The organism is Lentimicrobium sp. S6, assembly GCF_013166635.1.
Classification (GTDB): Bacteria; Bacteroidota; Bacteroidia; order Bacteroidales; family UBA12170; genus UBA12170.
Genome location: NZ_JABKBZ010000040.1, coordinates 43,186 through 49,802 on the forward strand (window position 1 = coordinate 43,186; position 6,617 = coordinate 49,802).

Consider the following 6,617-nt stretch of genomic DNA (forward strand, 5'->3'; position numbering starts at 1 on the left):
AAAAAAATCAATAAATACAATTTAGAAAACTAGTGTAAAGACACTTCCTTTGTCTTGAATGGATTTCACAAAAATATTTCCCTTATGCAAATGCATGATTTGTCGGCTTAAGCTTAATCCAATTCCTGAGCCTTCTTTTTTCGATGTAAAGAAAGGCATAAATATTTTGTCCAAAATATCGGGCTTTATACCTTTCCCATTATCCGCCACTTCAATAATAATATGTTCGTTTTTATTGAATCGAGAAGTGAGGATGATTTGCGGATTTTCTTGATATTCAAGAGCATGAAAAGCATTAATGAGGAGGTTTATTAAAACCTGTTCAATCAAATTGGGATCTGCCATGATACCAATGTTTTCAGGTGTAGTTTCTATTTGAATGTCAATATTAGCATTTTTCGTTTTGTGGAGTAGCATAAGCTTGGCTTCAAAGAGTAAGTCTTTTACTACCACTCTTTGGAAGTTAGGCATAGGAATTCGAGTTAAGTCCCGATAAACCTCAACAAAGCCTAATAAACCACTACTTCTGCGGCTTATTGTACTTAAGGCTTGATGCATGCTATCTAAATCATCCTCGTCCATGGCATGGTCAACTCGCTCTGGAAGTAATTCTTGTACTGTAGAAGCCAAAGATGAAATAGGAGTGATGGAATTCATGATCTCATGTGTTAATACTCGTATCAGCTTCTGCCAACTTTCTATCTCTTTCCTCTCTAATTCTGAGTGAATATTCTTTACGCTGACTAATAAATATTCCTCCCCTTTTTTCTTAAATTCTGTAGCCTGAATCGACAATTGCATCAATTCATCTTCTTGGTAGATTTTGATCAGTTTGCTATCATCCTGACGAAGTTGCAGCAGTTTCTCTGGTAAATCTGGATCAATAGATCCCAACTCTTTTATATGTTTTAAATTATTGATTTTGAAGAGCTGTTTTACCGCATTATTATAGATATCGATGGTGCCATCAGTTCGGTAGGTAATAATTCCAATACTGATATGCTGGACAATAGTTTGAAGCTGATTGTGATGTTCTTCTTTTTCGGCTCTAGTTTTTACAAATTGTTGAATAACCTGATTAAAACTCTCATTAAGTTTATTAAAACTTTCTCCCTTATTCTCAGAAACAAAGCTACTGGTGAAATCATTATATTTTACATTATCGAAAAATCGCGTCAGCTTTCTATTGGTTTGTTCTACGTATTTTATCAATAATACCATTTGTATTATCATCACCACAAAACTAATAGTAGAAGTGATGTAATTATGGCTTTCAAAAAGCCAAATAAATAGAAAGGTATTAATAACGATGAATACCAATCGAATAACTACTGAAGTTCGAAAAGTATTAGAGATCATATTTTTCTATTCTTCTGTATAATGAAGCTCGAGTAAGTCCAAGTTCATGTGCTGCCTTAGTAATATTTCCTCCATGCTTGTCAATCACTTTTCTGATCAGGATTTTTTCTGTGTCTTCTAAATTTAAGTTATCCGCATTCAGAAGTGCATTCTTATGAATAGGCTTGCTTAAAAAGAAATCGTGAGCTTGTAGGGTGTTTCCTTCACTCATTATCACTGCTCTTTCAACTGTATGTTGCAATTCTCTTATGTTTCCTGGCCAGCTGTGCTTTTTTAATCTTTTTGCTGCGGCAACACTTAGCCTTTTTGTATCGAGTTTGTATTTTTTACAATACATTTTTAAGAAATGATCTACCAAATCAGGAATATCGTCAGTTCTATCTCTAAGTGGTGGAATTTGAATCTCAACTGTGTTTACTCTGTATAATAAATCTTGACGAAATTTCCCTTCTTCTACCATTTGATATAATGGCATATTTGTGGCACATATTACTCTCACATCAATATCTGTTTCTTTGTGTGAGCCTAACCTGACTACTTTTCGGCTTTGTAATACAGAAAGTAGTTTTGATTGTAAATTATAGGATAGATTTCCGATCTCATCTAGGAAAAGACTTCCCTGATTAGCAGCTTCAAACCTTCCTGCTCTATCTTCCTTCGCATCAGTAAAAGCACCTTTTTTATACCCGAATAATTCACTCTCGAATAAGGTTTCAGTAAGAGCACCTAAATCTACGGTCACAAATACTTCTGATTGGCGCATAGAAGCGCGATGTATGGCTCTAGCTATCATCTCCTTTCCTGTTCCATTTTCGCCCAATAAAAGGATGTTGGCATCTGTTTTAGCCACTTTTTGAACGGTATTTAAAACCTGACGAATTGCTGATGAGTTTCCTATAATTTCACCAAATAAAGAATCGGCATCAGAGATTAATAGTTGTTGTTTATTCTTTAGGTTTTCTAGCTCTTTTTTGGATTCTCTAATTTGAATATTGGCAGTGATTTCCGCCAATAATTTTTTATTATCCCATGGCTTTAATATAAAATTAGTAGCGCCTTCCTTAATACCTTGAACAGCTAATTCAATGTCTCCATATCCTGTGATAAAGATAACTACCGCCGCAGGGTCTATTTCCAAAATCTTATTTAACCACATGAATCCTTCTCTACCACTAGTGGCGTCTTTAGAAAAATTCATATCCAATAAAAATATATCGTAGTTCTCATTCCTCATTAAATCAGGAATGCGTTCAGGGTTGCTTTCTGTGTGGACAATGGTGAAGTGTTGACGTAAAAATAGCTTTGCTGCTAATAGAACATCTCTATCGTCGTCTACTACTAAAAGTTTGGCTTCTGATTTTGTCATACTAATTATTTTGTTCGTAAATGTACAAAAAAATGAACGCCAGCGAACAATATTTATTGTTATATTCTGAATAAATATTCTATGATATTCAGCTAATCAGACTTTTATATCTACTGGCATTACTTTTGAGCAAAATTTCATACTGAATGTTTCATGTTTAATTAATTTATTATCAATTTCTTAAAAATGACTAATTGATTATCTTAGCCAAATGAGACGGTTCAATATTATTAAGACGCCCAAATTATGATAAAGTTACGAAACTTAACAAAAGTCTATAGAAGTAGTGAGGTGGAAACCTTGGCGCTGTTGAATGTGAATTTAGAAGTGAAAAAAGGCGAGTTTGTAGCTATCATGGGACCTTCGGGTTGTGGAAAAACGACTTTATTAAACTTGCTTGGTCTATTGGATGAACCTTCCGATGGAGAGTATGCTTTTATGGAAATCGCTGTAGCAAAGTTGTCCGAGAAGGAGCGCTCAAAAATCAGAAAGCATAATATGGGTTTTGTTTTTCAGAATTATAACTTAATTGAGGAACTTAATGTTTATGAAAATGTAGAGCTTCCATTAATTTATATGGGAGTAAAAACCGAGGAGCGTAAAGAAAGAGTTCACGAGATTTTGGAAAAAATGCAAATTCTTCATCGTAAATTTAATTTTCCAACCCAGTTGAGTGGTGGGCAACAACAACGTGTAGCAGTTGCTAGAGCTGTTGTTGGTAAGCCTAGAATTGTCTTTGCAGATGAGCCAACAGGAAATCTAGATTCAGCTCATGGCGAAGAAGTGATGAGATTATTAGATGAGGTGAACAAGTCTGGTACTACAGTTATTATGGTGACCCATTCCCAAAGAGATGCTTCCTATTCTAATAGGGTTTTGCGTTTGTTCGACGGACAGATTATTAATGAAAACATCCTCCAAAAATTTTCCTAATCATGAGAGAAGTTAAAATTTTGATACCAGATACCGATAACAACGAAAGTGTAGACATTAAAGTGGTTTCCCAAGGAGAAGAGATGGTGACCTACCGTTTAGAGGTTTTTGTGTACCCCAAAGGTGCAACAAAAAGTACAAGGGCAGAGTTTGTAAAAGAAAGCATAGAAAATATAGACCCACAATTTGAAGTATTAGAAGTAGGACTGGAAGGGGAAGTGAAAATTCCTGTGTTGCTGCGAAGAAAAAGACAATAGAGATTAAATTAGGAGAGAATTATACAAGATATGCTGAAAAATATTGTAAAAACTAGTTTTAGGTTTTTAAGCAAGAATAGGGTTTATACATTAATTAATGTATTGGGCCTTGCACTTGGTTTAGCCACTAGTATACTTATATTTTTGTATATCACCGATGAACTAAGCTACGATAAGTTTCATGAAGATTATGAGCATATTTATCGGGTTCAAGAAAAATACGATTGGGGCGATTATACCCAGTTTTGGGCTACATGTGATGGAAATATTGCCTTGCGTATGGCCCATGGGCCAGAGGATGTTTCAACCTGTAGAATCATGAGTTATTATAATCCTCCCTTTCTGTTTGCCAATGCTCGCTCCGCTGAAAATAGTCAGGTGATTTTTGCCGACTCCACTTTCTTCGATGTATTTTCTTTTCCCGTAGTGGAAAGAGTGACAGGGAGCGTTTTGGGTTCTGCCAACCAGATTATGATCTCCGAAAATATAGCCAAGGAATTATATGGAGAGGTTTCTCCTTTAGGTAAACAGATAGAAGCTGATGGTGAACAATTTGAGATTTCCGCCATATTTGAACAGGTTCCAGCCAATTCACATTTAAATTTTGATGTGGTCTTTTCCGTGGAGTTAATGAGAGAGTCTTATGCTAGAATTGATTCATCAGGACCGATGGTATTTTATACCTATGTGCGAACCCATGACTTGAACTCAAAAATACGATTGCAAAAATACCTTCAGGATGATTTGCAGAATGAGATTCAAAAACTCATGGCAAAAAGTGAAGAGACTAAAGAAAAGTTTACCAAATTAAAAGCAGAGATTGCTTTTGTTCCATTAGCAGACATCCATTTGAAAAGCGATGCTGAAAAAGAATATCAGACCAATGGGAATTACGAATATATCCTCATTTATCTTACCATAGCAATATTTATTCTACTTCTGGCCAGTATCAATTATATTAATTTGGCGACCGCTAGTTCTGTAATCAGAGCTCGGGAAATTGGAGTCAGAAAAGTGCTTGGAGCACATCAGAAAAATATTTTCTTCCACTTTATTAGTGAAGCTTTTATATTAGTACTCACTTCAACCATTACGGCTCTAGTAATTGTGGAACTAGGATTCCCTACTTTTAACGCTTTTGTGGGAAAGAGTTTGTCTATTAATATGATTTGGTCATACGAGATTCTTAGTTTTCTTATGGTAACCACCATTTCACTCACCCTCCTTTCAGGGCTTTATCCTAGTTTGTTAATGTCTACATTTAACCCTTTAACAGTATTGTCAAATCGCTTGAATGCGCAAAAAAACAATAAAATTAACTTGATTCTGAGACGGTTTTTAGTGATTTCACAATTTAGTATAGCAGTATTTCTTTCCATTGCATCTATAATCGTAGCTCAACAACTTCGTTTTATTCAGAATCGTGATGTGGGTTTCAATAGGGATAAAGTAGTAGTGGTTCCATTGAGTGGTGATAGTGGTCTCGAACATTTAGTGGACTTGAAGGAGGATTTCTTGAAAATCCCAGGAGTGGTTTCTGTAACTGGAAGTTCCAATGTTCCTGGTGAGCGATTTGGATATTATGGAATAAACATGCCTTCGTTGAATAGCGATAATGATAGTTTGCCAGACGAGAAGAAACATAAGGTATGGTTAGGGGTAAGAATGTTATGTGCCGATCATGATTTCTTAGGTTCTTTTGGGTTTGAGATCAAACAAGGGAGAACTTTTTCTTTTGATGTGTATTCTGACAGCAATGCTTTTATATTGAATGAAGCCGCTGTTAGAAAATACCAAATTGAGGATCCTATAGGAAGAGAAGTGGTGTTTAATTATGCTGTAAAGGAGCCTAAGGTTGGTAAGATTATTGGAGTGGTTAAAGATTTTCATTTCGCTTCATTACACCAAGAGGTTGACCCTTTAATGATACACATATTTCCTCCATTTTATCGCTATGTCATTATAAAAATTGAAAGGCAGCAACATGCCAGTCTTATTTCTGAGGTGGAGCGAAAATGGCATAAACATTTGCCTCGTACTCCATTTAATTATTATTTCCTCGATGATGCTTATGAATCAATGTATCGCTCCGATAATAGGTTAGGTAGGATATTCTATTTCTTCACTTTTATTGCGCTATTTTTAGCAGCTTTAGGATTGTATGGTTTGGTGGCATTTATTTCAGAGCAAAGAAAAGCGGAAATAGGAATTAGAAAAGTTTTGGGCGCCTCCATTGGCCGATTGATGTTCACCATGTCTAAAGAATTTGTGTTATTAATCCTATTCTCTAATGTATTGGCTTGGATTCCAGCTTGGTATTTTATCAATACTTGGCTAGAGGATTTTGCCTTCACTATTGATGTTTCTATTTGGCCATTTATCTCTACTGCCATTATTTCTGTTTTAATAGGTTTATTCACTATCAGCATAAAAACATGGGTCGCTACCAAATCCAATCCGGCAGATATTTTGTAGTGAAAGTTGAGACCTTAAGAAATGATAAGCTTGATTTTGTTTTACTTCGTTCAACAATGCTGATCTTAGCTGGGTTAATCCGTTTCCAACTTCAAACTTCAAGACCGTTGCATAACGTAAGGATTCCTTAAATGGACAGTTTTTTTAGCTTTTTATCTATTATTTGTATTTCTAACGTGTTATATACTCTTGTTTTTCGATCATTTCCCCTTTAATTTTTACTATTA

5 protein-coding genes are annotated in these 6,617 nt (G+C 35.2%); 3 read left to right on the forward strand and 2 right to left on the reverse strand.

Annotation, left to right across the window (positions count from 1 at the left end):
* Positions 1-21: 21 nt before the first annotated feature.
* Together HNS40_RS13610 and HNS40_RS13615 are read right to left on the reverse strand one after the other, a co-directional pair.
* Complete coding sequence (locus HNS40_RS13610) at positions 22-1,359, reverse strand: PAS domain-containing sensor histidine kinase (protein ID WP_172281713.1); 1,338 nt, start codon at positions 1,357-1,359, stop codon at positions 22-24.
* Positions 1,349-2,725 carry a sigma-54 dependent transcriptional regulator gene (locus tag HNS40_RS13615; protein WP_172281715.1) on the reverse strand — a complete coding sequence of 459 codons (1,377 nt, stop codon included), beginning with the start codon at positions 2,723-2,725 and terminating at the stop codon, positions 1,349-1,351. The genes HNS40_RS13610 and HNS40_RS13615 overlap by 11 nt, the downstream gene beginning before the upstream one ends.
* Before the next feature lie 246 nt (positions 2,726-2,971).
* On the opposite strand from HNS40_RS13615, the gene HNS40_RS13620 reads away from it, so the two are divergent.
* Genes HNS40_RS13620 through HNS40_RS13630 form a run of 3 tightly spaced genes read left to right on the forward strand, consistent with a single transcriptional unit; the run spans position 2,972 to position 6,390 of the window.
* Positions 2,972-3,658: an ABC transporter ATP-binding protein gene (locus tag HNS40_RS13620; RefSeq protein WP_172281717.1), complete on the forward strand. Its 687-nt coding sequence runs from the start codon at positions 2,972-2,974 to the stop codon at positions 3,656-3,658.
* 2 nt (positions 3,659-3,660) lie between these two features.
* Entirely contained in the window at positions 3,661-3,915 is a 255-nt protein-coding gene (locus HNS40_RS13625) for a hypothetical protein (protein ID WP_172281719.1), read from the forward strand.
* 30 nt (positions 3,916-3,945) lie between these two features.
* Positions 3,946-6,390: an ABC transporter permease gene (locus HNS40_RS13630; protein WP_172281721.1), complete on the forward strand. Its 2,445-nt coding sequence runs from the start codon at positions 3,946-3,948 to the stop codon at positions 6,388-6,390.
* The last annotated feature ends 227 nt before the right edge of the window (positions 6,391-6,617 follow it).